A 19784-nucleotide genomic window follows, 5' to 3' on the forward strand; every position below is an offset into this window, starting at 1 on the left:
TTACCGCGAATAGGGGTTGACCTGTAGAGCAAAACATGCGAAAGGGACGGTGTTATGGGCCGTCCCGACCTCACTTTACAATCGCTTTCTACCGCTGTCACCCTGCTCAGTCGTTGGATCGCCCCTCACCTTCCACCGAAACTGCTCCATCCACACGAGAAAATCTCGGACGCTGACCTCGTGGCCGTCGCGCTGCTTCAAAAACTGCACAAGGTGCCCTATTTCAGCCGGTGGTGGCAATTTCTGAAGCTAAACCACTTTCCGCACTTTCCTTCTGAACCGCAAGCCCGAATCCGGCTCGCTCGATTGACCCCGGTCGTCGAGCAACTGGCCACCGAAGTCCAGCGTCTGGACTTCGTCGCTGTGGATTCACAGCCGCTCCCTGTTTCGACCTTCAAGCGAGCGCCACGATGTAAATTTCGAGGGGCTCGTCATGGGTTCAGCACGGCTGGGCCGGTGTACGGCTTCAAATTGCACGCTTGGAGTGCGCTGAACGGCAAGATCGTTAAATACGAGATTCGTCCTGCGAATGAGCACGATTTCAGCGTGCTCTGCGAGGGTGTTTAGGGACTGGCCCGCTTACAGCGGGCCAAAACAGATCGGAGACAAGGGGTATCAGTCTGGAACGTGCTTGACCCCTCCAAAGGCAAATGCGAAACAGATTGATCCACGTTGGAAAGAAGAGTACGGAGCCGCGAGGAAGTGCATCGAGTCGGCCTTCTCTGTTCTCGTTGGTGCGGGAGTGCGCTGGGGACAGGTGAAGACGTTCCTCAGTCTCCGGTTGAAGGTCGCCTTGGGCGTCCTCGCACATAACCTGAAATTCACTGACCTCAGTGGCTGATCGCTGACCTGTCAACCCCTATTCGCGGTAATTTAAGACAACGTAATCCGTCAGTCAGCGCTCACTTGGGTTCATTCACGATCACGATGCGGCCTTCGTTTTGCACATCGACCGCAGGACTGGCCTTCAGATAGTTGACCAAAATGTCCACGTCCAGCGTGCCGGTGTCCAGGCGCTTGGCCCCTTTGAACATGGTAAACCCGTCGCCGCCGCCCGCCGTAAAGTTGTTCATCGCGACCTTGTAGGTTTGGGTGTCAACCAACGGCTGCCCGTTCAGCGTCACGGCCGTCACGCGGCTGCCCGCAGGCTTGGCGAGGTCAAAGGTGTAGCTCACGCCTTTGGACACATGCAGGAACTGGCCCTTGTTCTCGCTCCACGTGGCCACGCCGTGTTCCAGCGCTGCCCGGATCTGGGCGCCCGTCAGGTCGAGAACAGACAATGAGTTGCCGAACGGCTGCACCGTGATGGCTTCTTCAAAGGTGATCGGGCCGGGGTTGATGCTCGCGCGCACGCCGCCGCCGTTCACGAAGGCGATGGTCGCTCCGGCCCGCTGAGCCGCCGCGAGACTGGCATCGGCCAGCACATTGGCCATCGTGCTCTCGCGCTTGCGGACGATCTCGCGGTTGCCGTTCAGCCCCGCTGCCGTTTGTCCAACCACTTGGCGGCGCAGGTTGGCAATCGGCACACTCAGCGTTTCGATCATGCGTTTGGCAGTGGGGTCTTCAGCAATGTCGGCGGTCACGGGCACTGGGTTGCCTTCCCACGCCTCGACAGCTCCAGCGTCATTGAAGGTCACTTTCAGGCGGCCCAGCACTTTGCCCCATTCCCAAGCGGCCACCAGCAGCGTGCGGTTGCCGTCCGGGTTGTTGACGATGGTGGGGTACGGCCCTTCACTGGCCGGAAAATCCTTGTTGGTGAAGGTGCCCAGCAGCGTGTGGCTGTGGCCGCCCACGATCAGGTCAATGCCCGGCACGGTGCGGGCCACTTCCTGCTCCAGGGTGTAGCCGAGGTGAGAGACCAAGATGATCTTGTTGATGCCTTGCCCCTGCAGCGCCGTGACGCTGCCCTTGAGGCTGGTCATCAGTTCCAGCATCTTGACGTTCGGGCCGGGGCTGCTGATCAGGGGCAGGTCAGGCGTGACCGCGCCCACCACACCGATTTTCTCGCCGCCGACCGTTAGCACCGCATAGGGCTTGACCAAATCCTTGAGCAGCGGCTCGGCGCTGATGTCGATGTTGGCGGCCAGCAGCGGAAAGGTCGCTTTCTGAGCAAATTTGGCCAGGGCTTCCGGGCCATCGTCGAACTCGTGGTTGCCCACGGCCATCGCCTTGTACCCCATCAGATTCATGAACAAGACGTCAGCCAAGCCCTTATAGACGTTGTAAAACAAGGTGCCCTGAAACGTGTCGCCGCCCGAGAGAACAAGTGGGTTGGGATCTTGAGCGCTGAACTGCTTGACCAAGGTGGCCTGTCTGGCATACCCGCCGTAGGTCGCCTGTCCAATGGTGGTGGGCTCCAACCGGCCGTGCAGGTCATCGGTGTGCAGCACCGTCAGGGTCAGGGGCGCGGCTGAAGCAGTGCCCAGCAGGCTGACGGTCAAGAGAAGGGAACGGGTCAGGGTCATACGTCACATTCTAACGGGTGCTTGGTCAAGGGAACGTTCGGAAGTGGCAAGTATCCCCGTGTAGACGGGACAGCGAAGTGACCACCCGGATCTGTCGTGCTCCGCTGCAGCAAAAGGGCGTCCCCAATGGACGCCCCCGAATGAAAAACGAACCCTGGTTGAGCAGGGCCCGCGGTCTACTCTACTCTCCCGAAACGCCGGAGCAAGTGGTCTTCTGCGGCTGCCGTGCCGGGTTGACGCGGTGCACTTCATAGACGTGCTTCCCGCTCTCAAAGCCCGTTCCCTCGGAGGCCGAAGAGCACTCCCGTGTCGCCACACGCCGACTTCGAACCAGCCCCAGACGGAGCCCCCATCGCAGGGTGTAGCCAGACCACGGCACCACTCAGCGTGGCGCTGGGCCACGTCCCCTTCACGCTGCCGCAACGCGTGTTGGGGCGAGATCTCTTGGATGTGCTCGAGCGCCTGAAGCTGTTGAACGTTCGCTCGGCTTCCCGCTTAGGCCGGTTCTTGCGGGCACGGGATCCTGTGATTGGCACCTCTCTCCGCGCTGAGGCCCGGGCAGGCCGAGTGCGGCTGCTCCGCCGAGTGGTCAAGGCGGAGGGAAGGCAGCTGTACACCGATCGGGGTGAAGCCCACCCGGTGGACGCCGTCGTCTGGGCCGCCGGATTTCGTCCAGACTCCACTTGGCTCCCCCCCGAAGTTGTGGACAGTCAGGGCCGGCCCCAACACCTGGAGGGCGTGTCCCCACTGCCCGGGCCGATGTTCTTAGGCCTGTCCTGGCAGCGTTCACGTGCCTCGGCGCTGCTGGGCGGTGTAGGAAACGACGCCGCCGTACTGGCCGGGCGGCTGGTGGAGTTGTGTGCCAAAGAATCTGAGGTTCCCTCTGCGGCTGAGGAAGCCGACCAAGCCTCACTCAGCTCACCTCTCCTCAGACCTTGACCCACAGGCTGTGAACGCTCACGCCTCCAGAGAAGCTGCCGAGCTGGGTGGAGCCACAGGGTGTTGCACCAAGCTGTGGGATCACATGAGGCTCTGCAGCATCTGCAGGAGCTGCGCCTCACTGAGAAGGCCACGCCGGATCCCCCGGATGGTTCCAGTGCGGTCAATGAAGACCGATGTGGGAAGAGTAGAGGCGCCGTACTGTTCGGCCAATGCTCGGCTCGGCAGGGCGCCAGTCAAGACGGAAAAATTAAACTGTGCGTCGTATTGCTGAAGTTCTTGTGGCGTGGCCGCACGGTAGAGACTGATCACCACCAGCCCGTGACTCAGGTATTCCAGCTGGTAACCACGGAGCAGTTGGTCATTCTCTCGGCAGGAGGCGCAGCGGAGATCACCGAATAGCACAATGACAGCCTTGCCCCGCAACTTGGTCAGGCTGAACTGTTCACCGCTCAGATCAGTGAAAGTAAAGTTTGGAGCCACCTGCAGCGCAGGCCCCACTCCTCCACCGGCCAACGATAGAGGAGAGCCAAAGGCAGCCAACGCAAGCACAAGCAGTACACGCTTCATGGGGTCTCCTCAACGATGTCCTCACCGTAACATGACCGCGCCTCCGGGCCGGTGTCTATCGCTACCAAAAACATTCCGCCTTTGTCCAGTTCACTGATGTGAGGGGGTGAACTCAGTGAACTGGATCCTGAAGATCAAGAGTCTCGGCCTTCTGGGGCGACGCGGCTCAGCACATGCGGCTTTGGGAAGATGCGCGCATCCGTCTTGGATCTCGTGCGGCCTGAGTGAATCCACCTTGCTTCACTGGGCCGTGCCGCTTTAAAACTTGACCAGAAACGCCGTGAAGTACATGAGGGCCACGCCGACGGTGAAACCGCCGAGGTTTGACCAGCCCGCTACCGGGAGGCCGAGTTTGCCGGTGTTGCGGATCACCAAGCGGCCCACCTCCCAAATCACCTGCAGGATGGCCCCCAGTCCGATCGCCAGGAAGATGGTGGCCAGGACGGGATTGAAGGCAAAGCCCCCGATCCAGGTGCCCAAGATCGCCGGGCCGCCTGCGACCAGCGCGAGAAGCGCGAACTGTCCCAACCCCGGGCTGCGCTTGACCAACGGGGCCACGATGCCCACGCCCTCGGTGATGTTGTGCAGCGTGAAGCCCAAGATCAGGAACGTGCCCAACGCGCCTTCTCCGAGGGCAAAAGCCGCGCCGATGGCCAGGCCTTCTCCGAGGTTGTGCAGCCCGATCCCCGTGGCGATCCGGTACGACAGACCCAGCGGCTGCTCGTCCGTCTTGCGCTTGCCGCCAAGGGCCAGCAACACGCCGACCGACAACAGGGCAATCAGGGCTACGGCGGGCGTGCCTTGCCAGAAGGCAGGTAAAGCGGCTGCAAACTCCTGGGCATCGAGCCAGGTGCCAATCGCCAAGTAGACCAGCAGGCCCACGGTCAGGGACAAAATGAAGTTCATGGCCCCGCCACTCAGGCGGCGCATCCACGGAAACCACAGCATCCCGAGCAGCACTGGTACCACACCGACGTACAAGCCGACCAACCCGAAGCGGACAAACAGGCTGCCGTCGAGTTGAGGCGTCAGGGTTGCGACTGGAACTTCGGCCTCGAAGATGCTGCCGAGATTGCTGAGCAGGGCTATCTTATGTGCCTCGCCCTCGACCCACGGGTACGGAATAGTCAGGGTGGTGGAGCCCAGGCGCGGGATGGGGCCGGGAGGATCCGCAGTAAAGGCCCAGAACGCGTCATCCACCATCACCTGCGGAATGGTCATGGCCTGCGGGCCATCGTTGACGACCTGTACCCGCATCACGCCGCGCTCGGGCAGCGTGATGCGGCCAATGTTGACCTGCTCAATGGGCGGCCCAGTCAACGACTTCAGGCCCCCGCCAGTTGCGACGAGGTAAGCAAGCACGGCCCCGAGCAGCAAAATGGGCAGGATGGCCAGGCCCCACAGGCTGCTGGCGCTCGCGGTCTTCACCGGAATGTCTGTGCTCATACGCCTTGCCCCTTGGCGGTGCTGCCCTGCGTGGCGCGGCGATCCCAGGCGGCGTCCAGCCCCACTTCTTTCAGGGCGGCAGCGTAGTTGGCCCCCTCGACCACGTTAAACAGGCCCATCCAACCCAACTCGGTGAATTCGCTGATGTGCGGGTGGAACATGAACTGGCCCGCGAATTTATAGCGAAATTCCAGAATGCCGCGCTGGCCCTGCCCCTGCGTGATGGTGTCTACGATGCGGCTGGTGGGATCAAGGGTGGTACCAGTGTCGTAGTAGTTGAAGAAATTGGCGTGCAGGTGAAAGCCGTTGATCAGGTCGAATTCAATGATGTTGATCAAGTAGATGCGGATCAGTTCGCCTTTCTTGACCGGGATAGGCCGGCGCGCGAATTCGAAGCCCACGGTGTTGACCGCGTAGACCTCGTTGCCACCATCGAAATTGGTGTCGAAGGCATTTTGCAGCATCATGAATTCGCGGGCGGGCGGCCGCCCCCCTTTGGGATCGACGATGAACGCGCCGTACATGCCCTTGTGGACATGGCGCTTGAGGCTGGTCGCGTGGCAGTGATAAAGGTGGCACCCGAACGGCTCGGCGTCGAACTCGTAGACGAACGTTCCGCCGGGCTGAATCTCACCAGGGCCTGCGCCGGGGACGCCATCCATCTCGGCGGCATGTACCCCGTGAAAGTGAATGGTGTGCGGGTGCGAGCTGTGGTTTAGGAAGGTAATCCGCAGCCGGTCGCCCTCGGTGCAGCGCAGGGTCGGCCCGGGCACCCGTCCGTTGTAGGTCCAGGCCGGGAAGAAGATGCCTGGCGCAATCTCGATCTCTTTTTCCTGCGCGGTGATGGTGTACTCGCGGAGGGTTTGGCCGCCCGGCAGCCGGCTGACTTTGCCCGTGTCCCAGTCGGTCAGCACTTGCATGGGGTCAAAACCGTTGCGGACGTGATCCACGGTGCCGACCATTAGGTTGCCGCCGTGCCCGCCATGACCTTTAGGCGTGGCGGGTGGGGTGGCTGGTGCCGCCGCCATTTGGGAGTGATCCATCCCAGCGGGCATGGGCGCTTGACCGAAGGCCTGAGCACCGACCAAGGCGGCGGCGCTGCCGGCGCCCACCCGCAGGATGTCCCGGCGGGAGAGGAGCGATTGGAACCAGCGGCTCATTTTGAGGTGCTCCGAAAAAAGGAACGCATGAAAGACATACTTATATATTAGGTCTGCCTAAAAAAAAGTCAAGCTCTTTCTTACTTTATTTTTGGGGAAAGCTACACCCCACTTTGCTGAAGCACTTTTTCTGTTTTCAACCTTGATTTCTAGGGGATTAAAGGCCCCAAAGAACAGCACCAACGTTGTGAATCTCAAGGACTATGGCCCGTAGAGGCCGTGAGCTGGCAGGCCAGCAGACTCCCGTCTTGACTTTTTAGGGTGCCCTAACTATTTTATTTGTGTATCCTAATTTAGATGATCTGGAATGTGCAGTTACAGCATCAGAGCCCTGATCCCACTGCCGAATCGGCAGCCAGAGTTCGAAATCCCCCTGCAAGAAAGAGGACAATATGACCCCAGGAACACTTAATCATCAGACTCTTGAACTCAGGACGTTAGTGCGCACTGCTCTCGCTCACCTGCCTCACTCTTCTCTCGTCCTGTTGAGAGTCGTGTATGGCCTGGCTTGGGTCATGGCCGGCATTACGAAAGAAATCGACAAACACTGGTGGAGTCAGCCTGGAGTGTTCCTGCAGCAATACCTGCTGGAAGCAATTGAAAAGCCACACGTCATGGAACCCTACAGATACTTTCTAAAGAACTTTGTGTTAGATCATGTCCTACTGTTTAACTATGCAATTCCCGTCGCGCAGGTAACCGCAGGATTATTGATCCTTATTGGGCTTTACGCATTACCTTCGATCATTGTGTGTTTGTTTATGCATATGAATTTCATTCTTTCTGGCAACATGAATGAGATCAGCCTCTTCCTTTACACTGCTGCATTCGTGCTTCTTATCGGCTGGAGAAGCGCAAGGAAGATCAGCATAGATGCTTATTTTAGACCTGTTCCAGCAGGACAGCCGGCACGTGTAGATTTTGAAGACGAAGCTCGAAGCCTCTCTTCTACCTGTTCCGCCATATCCACCCCTCCTACTGAGTAGTCACGCTTGAAGAAAGGAGGCTGCGCAGTCCCTAAGAACCTCAGGGGACTGCGCTACCATCAGGACGTGCGTGACAGACTCACCCCACAGTCGGAAGATTGCTTGAAAGCGATCTATCTTCTTTCTCGTGAGGGAAAAGCGGGAACGCAGGACATTGCTCAAACGCTTGGCATCACGGCCGCCTCAGTAACAGGCATGCTCAAGCGCCTGTCCGAGCTTCAACTGGTTGCTTATCAGGCGTACAAAGGGGTTCAGCTCACCGAATCCGGTGAATCAATCGCACTGGAGATTTTGCGTCACCACCGGATCATTGAAGCTTTTTTGCACCACGCGCTCGGCGTTCCTCTCGAAGAACTGCATGAGGAAGCCGACCGGCTAGAGCACCATATATCAGAGGCCCTTGAAGCGCGCCTGTTTGCCGCTCTCGGAGCGCCCACGCATGACCCCCACGGGGATCCCATTCCCTCGTTGATTGGGGTCATGCCGCGTGAAGCCACACGCTCGCTGGTGAGTGTCCGTGCTGGCGAGATGGTCCGTGTTGGCCGGCTGTCTCAGAATGATCCATCGCGTCTGATGGCTCTTTCAGACCTAGGGGTCATTCCTGGGATCCAGCTGGAAGTACTCGCGGTGAATTCGCTTGGTACCATCCGGGTTCGTCATCCCGAAGGAGAGCCGTTTGCCCTGAGTACCGTCGTAGCAGACGGGATATGGGTTGAGGACGACGCAGCTTCAGAGGTAGAAGCCCAACGCGCGCGACAGACTGGCGTTTTCTAGTGATTCCGATGGAAAGCTCTCGTGTGGAGCTTGATATCCGACCATTGGGAGAAGGAACAACGACCAACTCCAGGATAGGGAGCCGCACCCGATGCTTTTCCGGGTGTGGTGGCATGAAGCGGAGTTAGCATCACAGACCGCCTCATCAATACACGTTTTGGACTTCATAGCGCCAGGAACCGGTCTGCTGGCCTTGATTCACCCGGAAGCCCAACAGCTCGGGGGAATTCTTCTGATGACCTCGCTCGTCTGGATCGCGGTCGCGCAGGCGGCAATGGGGGTTCCTCCTGGCGGATCGGGATTGACCACGCCACGGCTCCCGCCCTCATCCGGAAGGGGCCGTTCTCCTTGTCGCGCAACCCCATCTTTTTGGGCATGCGGCTCAATTTGCTCGGATTGTTTCTGGTGTTACCCCTTGCAGTCACGCTGACGATTCTGGTGGCCGGAAAACTGCTGATGCAGATTCAAGTTCGCCTGGAGGAAGCCTACCTCAGCGGAGCACATGGGCAGGCTTACAAGCAGTATCAACAGCAAGTTCGCCGCTGGCTGTGAAAGGTGCCTGAGAAGCCTGGAGCATTTCGAGAGCTGTCGCCCAATCCCTGAGAACCCGGCTCCCGCGGCCTGAACCGTGCCACTCAGCCCAGAGGGGTGTGCTGGTGGCCTTGAATAAAGACGCGCACTTGCGTTCTCGCTCTTCCCCACCGGCTGCTATCGTCAGGCATGAAGCGGTTGCTCTTCCCCCTGACAGCCTCCCTGTGCCTCCTGACCGCCTGCCCGTCCACCACGCCGGAACCCTTGAAGATCCCCGATGGTCCCGCCGCCCTGAACGGCACCTGGCAGGGCACCTTGACCTCCGCCGTGACCTGGCAACCCCTCACCGCCGGGGGAGGACAGCTGTACCTGCTCCGCCGCGAACAGGCTTTGTCGTGGCGGGCCGACAGTGCTCAGCCGCCCCGCGCCACGGCGCATCTCGTGGCACTGGATGAACGCACAGGCCAGGAGGTGCGCCGGGTGGTGTGGTCGAGTGATGCGCGCAATTTCAGCTTCCTGGCAGCTTCAGGCACCCGTCCAGCCCGCCTGCTGAGCATTGAAGTGCAGTCCAGCCGTTCCTGGGTGGTGGAACGTGATCCCCTGACCCTCGAGGAACTGGACCGCTGGACACCTCCTCTGAATGGGGATGCGTTGCAGCTCAGCGCCGACGGCACTCGCCTCGCCCTGATGTCCAGGCAGCTGCTCGATCCCCGGACGCGCCAGGTCATTCCCCTGCGCCCCGAAGTCGAGCAAGCGCTCCGTCAACTGCCGAGTGATGCGCGTGCCGACTGGGGAGGGGATCTTCGCTGGCTGATCCTCCGACGGTGGGTCAAGTCCTCAGGGGGCAGTGTGGAACGCGTGTCGTTGATCTCCAATGACACGGGCCAGACCCTCAATGGTCAGGCCCTGCATCCTCTGGGGTGTGGCTTGACGCCAGAGCGAGGCCTGAGCTACCTGACCGCAGTTGCGCCTCTGAGCGACGGGGTGGCCTTGGCGTATGAAGACGGAGCCATCGAGTTGCGCCGGGCGGACGGAACATTGCGAACCACGGTTCAGACGGGGTCGTGTTCGGTCCCCGAGCTGCGGGTCGATGGCGACACACTGACGTTCAAAGTCGCTGGAGGACAAGGTGGGGGGCAACTTGGAACGGTTCGCGTATCAGACGGGCAGGTGACCGCCCAGATCTCGCAGGAGCCGTCGTATTCCGGCCTGTTGTTGCCGGGCGCCGTCCTGAACCGCTTCGGGGGAACCCTGGCGTATCAGCAGCTGAACGGTTTGAGCTGGCGGAAGGAAGGGCCGTTCAAGCAGTTGCGACTGGACGCGAAAGCCACCTGGGTTTCCAAGTCGGAGTACCACGTAACCGGTGAGGCGCGCATTGATGATCAGCCCTTGACCTTCACGGCTAAGGCGACCGCTTTCGGGATTGAGTTGCGGCCGCAGTTGAGCTATCCGATACCAGAAGTGCGGTGGGTGGGGGAACTGCGCCGGGCCGACGGCAGCCTGTATGGCCGCTTAGAAGGCAGCCACAGGTCGGCCAGCACGGAGCAAGAGACGAGTCTGGAGCTTGCCGGAGTCGAGGACGACTTTGCCTTCGGGGGGTCACTGACCCGCTGAGAGAGCTGGTCACGATCAAGCCAATGCAGACTAATGAAGAAAGGCGACCCGTGGAGGTCGCCTTTGATTTCTTAAAGATAGCGCGGAATGCGGCTGAGGTCAAGAACATGCACCGGCACCTGTTTTCACTGTCTCAGACGTGGAATTTATCATTCAACGCAGTGCATAACAGCGGGCGAGGTTGATCCGCTGTGCGTCACGGCTCTCCGGGACGACGCCTCCACAGGCTGTCCAAATCAACGTGTCGATAGGAGCGGCAAGATCAGTCTGCTCGAACCAGTAGCCCACCGGTCATGCGTTCCAACTGCACCTCAGGTGTACCCAAACCCGCTGCGCACCAAGCGTTGCCACCGCCGTTGCCGATGGCGGTAGAACAGCTGCGCGAATCCCCAGACGAGGGGCGTCAAGAGCCCAGCCCGCACCTCCACTGCATCGGTGTACCGGGTGCGTCCACCAGGGAGAGCTTGCACGGTGATGCGGTGATCCCACGTCCGGGCCAGGTGACCCCGCCCCTGATCCCGCAGTTCAAACCCCACGGCGGAGGACGGAAACGAAATAACGATCCACTGGAGACCCAGAGGCAAGAGGCCGCCCAGTCTCAACCGAACGAGGTACGTTCCCGTGCGCCAGATCTGCGGCAGCATGTAAGGCTGCACTGGTTCAAACGTCTGAAAGGGAGACGCCACATATTCCAGCAGGCGGCTGGTCTGCACTTCTCGCCACACGCGGGCTGCTGGAGCATCAAGAATGACCGACAAGGTGACGTGCATGGCAAGCTCCTGAGTCTGGCAAGTTCAACCAGACGGTCTGTGCTGATGCGGTGATCTGTGCTCTGATCAGGGTTTGCCGCTGATGGTGATTAGGGTCGTTTGACCCTCACGGGCGGCCAGATACTGCAGTTCCGCTCCCGCGCGTCCCAAGAAGGCCGCGTAGTTGCCCGGCGCGATGGGATCGTCGGTCAATTGCCGGTAGCCCGCGGTTTGGAACAGCGGCAAGAGCGCCTGAGGCTGCCAGCCCGCGACCCGGTACATTTCCACGCGGCTGAGTCCCGCCCGGATTTCCTCCCGGTAACTGCGGCTGTAAGTGGGACATTCCGGCGTGAACCCGGCGGGTAGAGGCGCCAGCCCGTTCCAGAGCGTCCCGGGCCGCTCGATACAGAACAGTGGGCTTTGCCAGCGGCGCTCGGTGAGCACCCACCAGCCACCCAGGCCCACCAGGGCAGCCACGGCAACTACCCACGCACGCCTCATTCTTGGGCGTGCTCCAGCGCGTTCTGAATCAGCCCGGTGACGTGTTCGTCGAGCAGGCGGTAGTACACCACACGGCCTTCTTTGCGAAACGTCACCAGCCGCTGGGTTCGCAGCAGCCGGAGTTGATGGCTGACGGCGCTCTCTGAAAGACCGATCACGGCCGCCAGGTCACCCACGCACAGCTCCTGAACGTGCAGGGCACTCAGGATTTGGAGACGGGTCGGATCGGCCACCAGCTTGAGCAGGGCGCTGGCTTCGGCGACGCAGGCCTGATCCGGGAGCTGGGCACGCACCAGGGCCACGACATCAGCGGTGACGCGGCTCTTGTCCTCCTGTTTTTGAGAACCGATTCTCACCAGCACACCATAGCGCATGGAGAATCCAGCCAAGGTCACAGCGTCACCGCCCAGACACCGGGCTTAACGTCCGTCAACTGGGCCTCATCCCAGACCACCTGGCGTTGGTTGGCAGGCAGGGCAAGCATCACCCTTTCCGAAGCGGTCAGCATGGTCGGGCAACCATGAGGCTCATGTAACAAGCTGAACACGACAGCGGCGGTCTGGCCCCCGAGTAGGTCGAGGTCAACAGGACGGCCATTCTCGTCCAGACCGGTTAGGGCCAAGGCAGGTGTGCTGGCGCCGAACGGGAAGGGGCTGTTCCAGCGGGTGACGCCCCACCCGCCGCCCAGCAGCAGGGTCATGGGCAGCATGCTCTTCAGCACCGAGCGCCACACAGGACGCGTGGGGAGTTCGGGCACTTGCGAAAGGTCAATCATCTACAGATCCTTTAAGGATGGAGGTGGGCGGCGTGCGCCCCATGGCGGTTGGCTTCCTCCAGCTGGAGAGTCACGTGCTCGATGCTGTACCGTTCGGCGATGAGCTCCACGGCGTCCTGAACCCCCATACGAGACGTGGGCACGACCAGGTGGACGGTGAGGTTGTGCTCTCCGGTGGTGACGCTCCAGACATGCAAGTCATGCACTTCGGTGACGCCAGGCACACCCGCGATTTCGCTCCGCAAGGCGTCCAGGTCGAGGCCCTCTGGTACACCTTCCAGAAGCACATTCACGCTGGCTCTCAGCAGCGCCCACGTCCGGGGCAACACCCACAGACCGATCAAGGCACCCAGCACCGGATCAAGCCACGTCCAGCCTGTCAGGCGGATCGACAGGGCCCCCACAATGACCGCCACCGACCCCAGCAGGTCGCCCATCACTTCGAGGTAAGCAGACTTCATGTTGAGACTGTCGCCACTGCCCCGCACCAGCAACCGGGCACTGATGATGTTCACGATCAAGCCCAGGACGGCCACGATCAGCATCGGTGTGGTCTGCACGTCCACAGGCTCCTGTAGCCTGCGGTACGCCTCCACCAGGATGTAAAGCCCGATGGCAAACAGGGCCCCCGCGTTCACAGCAGCGGCCAACACCTCCGCCCGGCGGTAGCCGAAGGTGCGCTTCCGGTCAGCGGCGCGGGCACCGATTCGCAGGGCCAGCAAGGAGAGCGCGAGTGCCATGACGTCCGTGAGCATGTGACCCGCGTCCGAGAGCAGGGCCAGGCTGCCGGAAATGAACGCGTAAATGACTTCGACCACCAGAAAGCTGCCGGTCAGAGCGAGTGCTGCGGTCAACTGCCGGGCGTTGGCCTGCCGTCCATGGTTGTGTGACTCACTCATGGTTCATCTGCTCCATGGGCATTGAGCCGGCGGGCCGCGGGACGGAGGGCTGCATCCCCCGTTGGCCCAACAGGGCGTCGATGGCCCGCACTTCGCTGGTCTGGGCCACGACCGTCCGCTCGGCAAAGGCCCGAACTTCTGACCGCTTGACGCGGCTGAGTGCCGACTGGGCCATGGCCACCCCACCGAGGTGATGATCCCGCATCAGGCTCAAGTACTGCCGTTCGGCAGTCGCCACGGGGACGGTGCCGAGCTGCTGCACCTCTTCAGGAGTGGCCAGGCCCATCGCTTCCCGGTTCATGCCGGCCATCGGCGCTTCTGGCCCGGAGAGCGGGTGACCCCAGGCCATCAGCCAGCCGCTCATCTGTCCGATCTGAGCCTGCTGCGTGAGGGTGATGTCCTGCGCAAGCAGTTTCACGGCCGGATCAGCCGCCCGCTTGAGCAAGGTCACGCTCATGGTCACCGCCTGAGTGTGGTGGGCGCTCATGTCGCGGGCAAAACGCACGTCGGCGCTGTCCGGGCCGGGCAGCCGGGGCCAAGTCAGGGCCACGGCCAACCCCGTCACCAGAACGGCGGCCGCTACACCGTACCGTTGTACGCGCCGCTGCACGAGGCTCCGATCTCCGGGGCTTCTCCACCCTGTTCGTATTTGACGAGAAACGTTTTGATGCGCGGGTCAGAAGCGTCCTTGACGGCCAGCTGCTTGTTCCACGCCGTCACGACCACCGGCGAATCCTGACCCTCATGGGGCGAGACGAGCGTGTGTGTCCGGCCTTCGGCGAGCTGCTTGAGTTGCGTGACCTGCTCGCTGGCGAGGGTGGGCTGATAACTGATCCAGACCGCGCCGTGCTCCAGGCTGTGCACCGCGTACTCGTTATACAGCGGCTGATCGTAGACGCCGCAGTTTTGCCAGGACGGATTGTGCGCCCCTCCTGCAGGCGGCGTTTGCGTGTAACTGACCCGTCCTTCCTGATGGTCTCCTCCCTTGTTCTCAAAGGATTTGACGCCCTCGATCTCTCCCGATTTTTGGGAACAAGCAGCTAGCAGCAGGGGCAACAGGGCAACCATCCAACGTTGTGTGTTCATCATGACTCCTTGAAGTCTCACGTGAGGGTGAGGCAGAATGTCCGGCCAAGCCGGGAGTAAACGACAGCAGTTACGCGCTGACGGGGGCGCCCAAGGGCTCCGGCGTGCCCTTCCAGCGCAGCAGTCTCAAGGCGTTGGCGGTGACCAGAACCGTCGCGCCGGTGTCGGCCAAGATCGCCATCCACAGGTCGGTGTAGCCCAATAAAGTGGTCACGAGAAAGATGGCTTTTAGACCCAAGGCGAAAGCGATATTGGCCTTGATGTTGCCCATGGTGGCCCGCGACAGGCCCACCAGATCGGCCACGCCCATCACGCGCTCGCGCAGCAGGGCGGCGTCAGCCGTTTCTAATGCTACGTCCGTGCCGCCGCCCATGGCGATGCCCACATCGCTCTGGGCCAGGGCGGGGGCGTCGTTGATGCCGTCGCCTACCATGGCGATCCCGCCCTGCGCCTTCAGGCCTGCGATGATCTTCAGCTTGTCTTCCGGCAGCAGATCGGCCTGCACGTCCAGGCCGAGGTCGCGGCCAATGGCCTGTCCGGTGCGGGCATTGTCTCCGGTCAGCATCAGGGTCTTGACCCCCATGTGATGGAGTTGCGCCAGTGCGGCTTTGGCATCGGGGCGGGGTTCGTCCCGGATAGCGATCAGGGCCAGGGGGCGGGTGTCGTGCAGCACCACCACGGTTCGGCCCTCGTTCTCCAGCGCGGCAATCTGGGTTTGAAGGCCACTGTCCAGACTCACCACCGTTTGAGCGTAGCGGGGCGAACTGACGTGGACGGTCTGGCCGTTGATGGTGGCCGTGACAGCTTTGCCCGGCAAGGCCTGCGCGCCCGTAATGGGGAACAGGGTCAGGCCGCGCGTCTTGGCCTCGTTCAGGATGGCTTTGGCCAGCGGATGGCTGCTGCCCGATTCCACACTGGCGGCGAGTTGCAGCACATCGCTTTCCGACCCGTGCAGGGCGATGATCTGGGTCACGCGGGGCTTCCCAGCCGTCAAGGTGCCGGTTTTGTCAAACGCTACGGTGTTCACGCCGCCAATGGCTTCCAGAGCCGCGCCGCCCTTGATCAGCAGGCCCCGGCGCGCTCCCGCGCTGATGCCACTGGTAATGGATGCCGGGACACTGAGCACCAGCGCGCACGGACAGCCGATCAGCAGCAGGCTGATGCCCTTGTAGATCCAGGGGTACCATTCAGCCCCAAAGAATAGGGGTGGAACGACGGCCACCAACGCCGAGACAGCCACCACCCCCGGCGTGTACAAACGGCTGAAGCGGTCGATAAAGCGGGCGGTGGGGGCTTTGCTGCCCTCGGCTTCCTCGACCAGTTGGATGATGCGGGCAATGGTGTTGTCGCTGGCCGCCTTGTCCACCCGCACGGTTAGCACGCCGTCGGTGTTGATGCTGCCGGCGTAGACAGAGTCGCCCACTGTTTTCACCACGGGCACGCTCTCCCCGGTGACGGGGCTGTCGTCCAGATTAGAAATGCCGGTCAGAATGGTGCCGTCGGCAGGCACGCGGGCACCGGGATTGATCTGCACGGTTTGGCCGATGGCCAGGCGGTCTGCGGGAAGCTCACGGACGGCGCCGCCCTCCAGCAGCAGCGCGGTTTTGGGAGTGAGGGCTGCCAACGCCTGAATGCCAGCTTTGGCCCGGCCCACCGCGATGCCTTCGAGCAGCTCACCGATGGCAAAGAAGAACACGACGACCGCGCCTTCCGCGGCTTCACCGATCAAGACTGCGCCGATGGCCGCGAGGCTGACCAGGGTGTTGATGCTGAAGGGATCGCCCAGTCTGGCGCTGGCGTAAGCTTTCCGGGCCAGCGGCCAGACGCCTAAAAGCGTGGCAGCCACGTACCCGTAGACTGAGAGCGAAGGCGCAAAGAAGCCGAACAGCCAGGCCACGGCCAGGAGCAGGCCGGAGAGCACCACCAATTTGCCCTGTCCGCTCCGGTACCAGGGCGTTCCAGTGGGAACCGTCTCGTGCGTGTGGCCCGGCGCGTCATGGTCGTGGTCTTGTGCCGCAGCGGAAACAGCTGTAGACGCGCTGGTGGACGTGGGTGCGCCAAGCAGCGACGGCGTGTACCCGAGAGATTTCAGGTTGCGCTCAAGGGTGGCGCGCGGAGTTTGCGCCTCGTCTAGGGCCAAGGTCAGGGTCTGCTTAGTAAAGCTGGTTTTGACCTCCGCTGTTCCCGGCAAGGTGGTGATCATGCGTTCAACCTTTTGGACGCAGGACGCGCAGTCCATGCCATCGACAAAATAGGTCAATGACAAGTCATCGGAACGGAGGGGCGGGGCAGTCATGGGACGAGTATACATGAGCAGATATTCATATGAAAGACCGCTCAGAGACAATTGTAACGGTACTCACGAAGAAGGACATCTGAGACCCGAGGCCGGAAGATCAGGGGACAAGAAAAGGCCCTCGCACTTCGGATCTGGGATCACATGACGGCGGTGTTGCCTCAACTGGGCTGGGGAGGCTGACTCGCCATGACCGCTCCGAAACCCTACACGTGGTTGGGCGGCGCTGGCAGTCGCGGCAACCTTCTCAGGGTTTGTGGCTTCCTCTCCCTGAGCAGAGGCTGCAAGATCCGCGGCACAGCACTGTTCTGGGCCTGACACGCGTAAGCTCAGGTGGATCTCTTGACCTGCAGGGGCACCGCGTCTGAGCGCCGGTACAAGCCACTGAGGTGCTCGCGGTCGCCCGTTCGGAGCTTGAAGAGGGCGGCCACGGTTTGACCCTCCGCAGGTTGCAGGCGTTCCAGTTTCAAGGCTTCAATGGTGGCGAGGTCAGGTGGGTGGGTTTGGTGGTAGGTGGGGATCTTGTTTTTGGGCATGAGGGAAGTTGTCCGTCCGCTGGGGCGGGCACCGAGTATCTCTCAGTTGACTTTCCCTAGCCGTGCACTGAATACACACTGGCCCGGTCACGCTCAAGCACACACTGTTCGGCCGCCCGGCGCCTCGCCTGAGGCACCCCGGACAGCAGATGAGCCTGCTCGTGCCTCGAGGAAGAAGTCTTGCCACTGGAGGTGCTCGTCCGGTGCCGTTCAGCACGTTCCGTCCCCAGCAGCAGCGGACGTCAATGTTGGCCATCAGCTGTCCGGCATCCTCTTTCTGGCGATGATCCGGATCAGGAAGGCCAAGGCACGTGTCCGGTCATACTGCGCCAGCACGGCCTCCGCATCCTGAATGCGTCCGGGAGTACTGCTGGTCTCCGTCCCAACTTGTGCAGCGTATGACCCAAAGCGATCCAGCGGGAGCTGAAAGCCGCGCGGCCCCACGGGCGTTTGACCCACAACCAACAGGGCGCCGCGATCCAGGCGAATGGGCCGGAGCACCTGCTGATCCAACATAGCCCGCGCGGCACGTGCCTTGACTTCGTACTGATTAGGCCTGCTCCCGGCGGAGTGCCAGAGCGTCCCTGTGTCGAGCATCTCGCTGAAGCTGAGCGCCGATCACTTTGGCTCGACTGTTTACCGCCTGCAGGGCCAGCACCGGGTGAAGGTGCCGCAGCACATCCACGGGCACTCGTCCCGAGGAACGCTGGGGGTGGCGTGAGGCGCGAAAGCAGCGCGTCGACGCCCGTGGCCGTGGCCGACCGGACGGGGGTCGTGCGGGTGAACATGTGCAGTTGTGCGGGGTGCCCGGGTGGACGGTGCAGAACGGCGACGTGCAGGCTGCGCCAATGCGAGGTTTGCTGAGGTTGCCTTGGATCGACCGCCGGGTGCTCCAGATACAGAGCGGCCAAGGGAAGCAGGGCGTCCAGATGCGCTGGGCCAGGGACATGCAGTTGGCCGGCGCTGAGGGCGCAGGTCTGGCGCGTCCAGCGGTGTTCTTGCTGGATCAGCAGGGTGTGCGTGGGCCCGGGGCGGTGGAGGAGTTCGCGTGCCAAACTCCAGAAGTCCACAGCACACGGCGAAGCTGCGGTGAGGTCGGTCGGGCTGGGCAAGACCACCCACTGAAATTCAGGTGCAGTGGGCGTCATCGGTGATCTTCCGGCACGTACGGCATGCCGCCGAAGCGTTCCTCGCCGTGTCCGCCGAGGAGGAGCAAAAAAGCTTGGAGCAACCCGTCTTCGGGGTCTTCGACGTCGCACGAAACGTATTGCGTGCCGCGATTCCCGGTCACGCGGTAGCGGGCAGGCAGTTCGAGCGTGGGTTGACCGTCGAAGGGATCGTCGTACGAACTGGTGGCCCGCGTGAGGCCCAGGCCGAGGTGAACGCCGAGCCGTCCGGCATCATGCATGAGGGCGAACAGAAAGTTGTTCCGGCGCTCGTCGTAGCCGCAGTCACGCACGCTGAGGTCAACGCACACGCAGCTGAAGTTGATCTCGACATGCCAGTGCTGTGGGGCGGGCTGCTGGGTGTAGCCCGCAGCTGCAAACAGGCCCCAGTTGCCGAGGGGCTGGAGGTAAGGCAGGGCGAGGGTGAACAGGGTGGAGACCGAGCCGTGCTGGATCTCAGAGGCAGTTGGGGTCATGCCCTTAGGGTGAGGGGGCTGGGGGTGACGCGGGGTTCGGGAGGCGGGCCAAACATGGTCGGTGCTGCGCCTCTCCCGGATCAAACGTCTTGTTGGTGCTGCTGCCGGGAGGCTAGGACAACCGCGCCGATCGGGCATCAGCAGCGTTAGTTCGGGATGCTGGACGCGGTGGATGTGGGGTTCTGCACGGCGGATGAGGCAGGGATCGGCGTATTGATCTGATCCGGGTGGATGCGGCCTAGTGCCACAAAGTGCCACAGGTGGGGCCACTTGGCCTCCATGCTGATGCCTAGAGAGGGCGTTTTGCGGTGTGTTCTAGACCGTTCAGCGCACTCCGAAGACGGTGATACACACGCTCGAAAGCGTGCTGTAAGTGCCTTCTTGGCGGGGCCGATCCTGCATTTCCAGCAGATACGTGAACCGGGGGGTGCTCTGCGCCGTGTATTGCCGACTCAGCCACTGTCCGTCGTTCCAGGGAAAGGGTACCTGAAAACCGACGTTCGTTATATCCAACACGCTGCGCTCCAAGCTGGCGTTGACCGTACCCCTGAAGCTAAATGTCTTGATGAACTTCAGCTTTGACGTTGGTTTTTGAGGATAAGCAATGGTCGCGTTGGAGGCAGCGCGGTTCCGGCAGAACACATTGTCTTCGAGTGTCCAGTTCCGCTTCACTGCGAGGCTGTTCACGAGTGTGCTGGGCGTGTGGGCATTGCCGACAGAGATGGTGGGCGTTACTTGAGCCGTCAGTGACAGCAGGGAGGCCAGAACGAAGGACATGCTTCCTTGTAGCACGGTCTTTCCGAGAGCAAGCGAAG

21 protein-coding genes and 1 pseudogene are annotated in these 19784 nt (G+C 61.7%); 6 read left to right on the forward strand and 16 right to left on the reverse strand.

Annotated elements, in window-relative coordinates; all coding sequences use genetic code 11:
• Window positions 1-54: 54 nt before the first annotated feature.
• Window positions 55-841: pseudogene (locus M1R55_RS18390) on the forward strand (IS982 family transposase).
• Between the two features lie 61 nt (window positions 842-902).
• Here the strand turns inward: M1R55_RS18390 and M1R55_RS18395 are convergent.
• Window positions 903-2465, reverse strand: a complete 1563-nt coding sequence (locus tag M1R55_RS18395) for a bifunctional UDP-sugar hydrolase/5'-nucleotidase (RefSeq protein WP_249394380.1) — start codon at window positions 2463-2465, stop codon at window positions 903-905.
• Between the two features lie 306 nt (window positions 2466-2771).
• Between M1R55_RS18395 and M1R55_RS18400 the strand changes: the two genes are divergently transcribed.
• Window positions 2772-3404 (forward strand): hypothetical protein, encoded by a 633-nt coding sequence (locus tag M1R55_RS18400; RefSeq protein WP_249394381.1) that lies wholly within the window; start codon window positions 2772-2774, stop codon window positions 3402-3404.
• 81 nt (window positions 3405-3485) lie between these two features.
• Here M1R55_RS18400 and M1R55_RS18405 read toward each other — a convergent pair whose 3' ends face one another.
• The 3 genes from M1R55_RS18405 to M1R55_RS18415 form a co-directional block, all read right to left on the reverse strand.
• Window positions 3486-3974 (reverse strand): TlpA disulfide reductase family protein, encoded by a 489-nt coding sequence (locus M1R55_RS18405; RefSeq protein ID WP_249394382.1) that lies wholly within the window; start codon window positions 3972-3974, stop codon window positions 3486-3488.
• A 258-nt stretch (window positions 3975-4232) separates the two neighbouring features.
• Window positions 4233-5420, reverse strand: a complete 1188-nt coding sequence (locus M1R55_RS18410) for a ZIP family metal transporter (protein WP_249394383.1) — start codon at window positions 5418-5420, stop codon at window positions 4233-4235.
• A complete protein-coding gene (locus M1R55_RS18415; protein ID WP_249394384.1) occupies window positions 5417-6580 on the reverse strand; it encodes a multicopper oxidase domain-containing protein in 1164 nt (387 codons plus the stop codon). The genes M1R55_RS18410 and M1R55_RS18415 overlap by 4 nt, the downstream gene beginning before the upstream one ends.
• 392 nt (window positions 6581-6972) lie before the next feature.
• On the opposite strand from M1R55_RS18415, the gene M1R55_RS18420 reads away from it, so the two are divergent.
• From M1R55_RS18420 to M1R55_RS18435, 4 genes are all read left to right on the forward strand, one after another.
• Window positions 6973-7566: a TQO small subunit DoxD gene (locus tag M1R55_RS18420; protein WP_249394385.1), complete on the forward strand. Its 594-nt coding sequence runs from the start codon at window positions 6973-6975 to the stop codon at window positions 7564-7566.
• A 66-nt stretch (window positions 7567-7632) separates the two neighbouring features.
• Window positions 7633-8340: a metal-dependent transcriptional regulator gene (locus tag M1R55_RS18425; protein ID WP_249394386.1), complete on the forward strand. Its 708-nt coding sequence runs from the start codon at window positions 7633-7635 to the stop codon at window positions 8338-8340.
• A 348-nt stretch (window positions 8341-8688) separates the two neighbouring features.
• On the forward strand, window positions 8689-8892 hold the full coding sequence (locus tag M1R55_RS18430) for an isoprenylcysteine carboxylmethyltransferase family protein (RefSeq protein ID WP_249394387.1): 204 nt from the start codon (window positions 8689-8691) through the stop codon (window positions 8890-8892).
• A gap of 168 nt (window positions 8893-9060) precedes the next feature.
• On the forward strand, window positions 9061-10485 hold the full coding sequence (locus M1R55_RS18435) for a hypothetical protein (protein ID WP_249394388.1): 1425 nt from the start codon (window positions 9061-9063) through the stop codon (window positions 10483-10485).
• Between the two features lie 311 nt (window positions 10486-10796).
• Here the strand turns inward: M1R55_RS18435 and M1R55_RS18440 are convergent, their stop codons facing one another.
• The 12 genes from M1R55_RS18440 to M1R55_RS18495 all read right to left on the reverse strand — a co-directional run bounded on the left by M1R55_RS18440 (window position 10797) and on the right by M1R55_RS18495 (window position 19746).
• Window positions 10797-11255 carry a hypothetical protein gene (locus M1R55_RS18440; RefSeq protein ID WP_249394389.1) on the reverse strand — a complete coding sequence of 153 codons (459 nt, stop codon included), beginning with the start codon at window positions 11253-11255 and terminating at the stop codon, window positions 10797-10799.
• Window positions 11256-11321: 66 nt separating this feature from the next.
• On the reverse strand, window positions 11322-11711 hold the full coding sequence (locus tag M1R55_RS18445) for a hypothetical protein (protein ID WP_249394390.1): 390 nt from the start codon (window positions 11709-11711) through the stop codon (window positions 11322-11324).
• A 20-nt stretch (window positions 11712-11731) separates the two neighbouring features.
• Window positions 11732-12109 (reverse strand): metalloregulator ArsR/SmtB family transcription factor, encoded by a 378-nt coding sequence (locus M1R55_RS18450; protein WP_249394858.1) that lies wholly within the window; start codon window positions 12107-12109, stop codon window positions 11732-11734.
• A 17-nt stretch (window positions 12110-12126) separates the two neighbouring features.
• On the reverse strand, window positions 12127-12510 hold the full coding sequence (locus M1R55_RS18455) for a hypothetical protein (protein WP_249394391.1): 384 nt from the start codon (window positions 12508-12510) through the stop codon (window positions 12127-12129).
• A gap of 11 nt (window positions 12511-12521) precedes the next feature.
• Complete coding sequence (locus M1R55_RS18460) at window positions 12522-13409, reverse strand: cation diffusion facilitator family transporter (RefSeq protein WP_249394392.1); 888 nt, start codon at window positions 13407-13409, stop codon at window positions 12522-12524.
• Complete coding sequence (locus tag M1R55_RS18465) at window positions 13402-14019, reverse strand: DUF305 domain-containing protein (RefSeq protein WP_249394393.1); 618 nt, start codon at window positions 14017-14019, stop codon at window positions 13402-13404. The genes M1R55_RS18460 and M1R55_RS18465 overlap by 8 nt, the downstream gene beginning before the upstream one ends.
• Window positions 13989-14498: a DUF3105 domain-containing protein gene (locus tag M1R55_RS18470; protein ID WP_249394394.1), complete on the reverse strand. Its 510-nt coding sequence runs from the start codon at window positions 14496-14498 to the stop codon at window positions 13989-13991. The genes M1R55_RS18465 and M1R55_RS18470 overlap by 31 nt, the downstream gene beginning before the upstream one ends.
• A 67-nt stretch (window positions 14499-14565) precedes the next feature.
• On the reverse strand, window positions 14566-16791 hold the full coding sequence (locus tag M1R55_RS18475; protein ID WP_249394395.1) for a heavy metal translocating P-type ATPase: 2226 nt from the start codon (window positions 16789-16791) through the stop codon (window positions 14566-14568).
• Window positions 16792-17120: 329 nt separating this feature from the next.
• A complete protein-coding gene (locus M1R55_RS18480; RefSeq protein ID WP_249394396.1) occupies window positions 17121-17327 on the reverse strand; it encodes a hypothetical protein in 207 nt (68 codons plus the stop codon).
• Between the two features lie 255 nt (window positions 17328-17582).
• Complete coding sequence (locus M1R55_RS18485; RefSeq protein ID WP_249394397.1) at window positions 17583-17924, reverse strand: hypothetical protein; 342 nt, start codon at window positions 17922-17924, stop codon at window positions 17583-17585.
• A gap of 547 nt (window positions 17925-18471) precedes the next feature.
• A complete protein-coding gene (locus M1R55_RS18490) occupies window positions 18472-18969 on the reverse strand; it encodes a hypothetical protein (RefSeq protein ID WP_249394398.1) in 498 nt (165 codons plus the stop codon).
• A 324-nt stretch (window positions 18970-19293) separates the two neighbouring features.
• On the reverse strand, window positions 19294-19746 hold the full coding sequence (locus M1R55_RS18495) for a hypothetical protein (protein ID WP_249394399.1): 453 nt from the start codon (window positions 19744-19746) through the stop codon (window positions 19294-19296).
• Window positions 19747-19784: the final 38 nt, after the last annotated feature.

The organism is Deinococcus sp. QL22, from assembly GCF_023370075.1.
GTDB lineage: Bacteria > Deinococcota > Deinococci > Deinococcales > Deinococcaceae > Deinococcus.

What these genes read in the sequence shown, in the direction of transcription:
- M1R55_RS18455 (WP_249394391.1), bottom strand. Translation starts at nt 12,510, where the DNA reads ATGATTGACCTTTCGCAAGTGCCCGAACTCCCCACGCGTCCTGTGTGG.
- M1R55_RS18440 (WP_249394389.1), bottom strand. Translation starts at nt 11,255, where the DNA reads ATGCACGTCACCTTGTCGGTCATTCTTGATGCTCCAGCAGCCCGCGTG.
- M1R55_RS18435 (WP_249394388.1), top strand. Translation starts at nt 9,061, where the DNA reads ATGAAGCGGTTGCTCTTCCCCCTGACAGCCTCCCTGTGCCTCCTGACC.
- M1R55_RS18485 (WP_249394397.1), bottom strand. Translation starts at nt 17,924, where the DNA reads ATGCTCGACACAGGGACGCTCTGGCACTCCGCCGGGAGCAGGCCTAAT.
- M1R55_RS18415 (WP_249394384.1), bottom strand. Translation starts at nt 6,580, where the DNA reads ATGAGCCGCTGGTTCCAATCGCTCCTCTCCCGCCGGGACATCCTGCGG.
- M1R55_RS18420 (WP_249394385.1), top strand. Translation starts at nt 6,973, where the DNA reads ATGACCCCAGGAACACTTAATCATCAGACTCTTGAACTCAGGACGTTA.
- M1R55_RS18405 (WP_249394382.1), bottom strand. Translation starts at nt 3,974, where the DNA reads ATGAAGCGTGTACTGCTTGTGCTTGCGTTGGCTGCCTTTGGCTCTCCT.
- M1R55_RS18490 (WP_249394398.1), bottom strand. Translation starts at nt 18,969, where the DNA reads ATGACCCCAACTGCCTCTGAGATCCAGCACGGCTCGGTCTCCACCCTG.
- M1R55_RS18410 (WP_249394383.1), bottom strand. Translation starts at nt 5,420, where the DNA reads ATGAGCACAGACATTCCGGTGAAGACCGCGAGCGCCAGCAGCCTGTGG.
- M1R55_RS18460 (WP_249394392.1), bottom strand. Translation starts at nt 13,409, where the DNA reads ATGAGTGAGTCACACAACCATGGACGGCAGGCCAACGCCCGGCAGTTG.
- M1R55_RS18470 (WP_249394394.1), bottom strand. Translation starts at nt 14,498, where the DNA reads ATGATGAACACACAACGTTGGATGGTTGCCCTGTTGCCCCTGCTGCTA.
- M1R55_RS18495 (WP_249394399.1), bottom strand. Translation starts at nt 19,746, where the DNA reads ATGTCCTTCGTTCTGGCCTCCCTGCTGTCACTGACGGCTCAAGTAACG.
- M1R55_RS18395 (WP_249394380.1), bottom strand. Translation starts at nt 2,465, where the DNA reads ATGACCCTGACCCGTTCCCTTCTCTTGACCGTCAGCCTGCTGGGCACT.
- M1R55_RS18480 (WP_249394396.1), bottom strand. Translation starts at nt 17,327, where the DNA reads ATGCCCAAAAACAAGATCCCCACCTACCACCAAACCCACCCACCTGAC.
- M1R55_RS18475 (WP_249394395.1), bottom strand. Translation starts at nt 16,791, where the DNA reads ATGACTGCCCCGCCCCTCCGTTCCGATGACTTGTCATTGACCTATTTT.
- M1R55_RS18450 (WP_249394858.1), bottom strand. Translation starts at nt 12,109, where the DNA reads ATGCGCTATGGTGTGCTGGTGAGAATCGGTTCTCAAAAACAGGAGGAC.